Origin of the sequence: Myxococcus xanthus (genome assembly GCF_013116825.1) — a bacterium.
Taxonomy (GTDB): domain Bacteria; phylum Myxococcota; class Myxococcia; order Myxococcales; family Myxococcaceae; genus Myxococcus; species Myxococcus xanthus_B.
This window is the reverse complement of record NZ_JABFNS010000335.1, coordinates 1-416: the sequence shown is the minus strand read 5'-3', so window position 1 is coordinate 416 and position 416 is coordinate 1. Positions and strand designations below refer to the sequence as shown.

The following is a 416-nucleotide window of genomic DNA, read 5'->3' as shown; positions in this document are numbered from 1 at the left end:
CCTTCGCGCCGTCGAAGTACTGCTGCAGCACCGCGTCGAAACAGCCGCCCGGCCCCGCCACTTCCGCGAACAGCGTCATGCTGGAGCGCAGCTTGACGTCGTCGGGCGATCCGAAGATGGCGTGGGCGGATGGGGCGTCGGGACCGTGATCGAGCAGCACCTGGCAGGCCTGCCGCAGGCGCGCTCCCAGCACGGGATGCGCAAGATAGGCCTCGGCCTCCCCACGGGACTGGATGGCGTAGTGGCGCGCCATGTCGCTGTGCCCCAGGCCCTGGATCTGCGGGAAGATGAACCACATCCAGTGCGAGCGCTTGCGCCCGGCGCGCAGTTCGGTCAGCACCTGCTCCCACACGGATTGCTGCGCAGGAAGAAAGCGGTCGAGGTCCGGGGTCGAGGGCATCCACGCATTCTAGGTC

1 protein-coding gene is annotated in these 416 nt (G+C 68.3%); it reads right to left on the bottom strand.

Annotated elements, in window-relative coordinates:
• The coding region (locus tag HNV26_RS37590; protein WP_171453066.1) for a DUF1810 domain-containing protein at positions 1–400 on the bottom strand (400 nt) is incomplete at its 3' end.
• Positions 401–416: the final 16 nt, after the last annotated feature.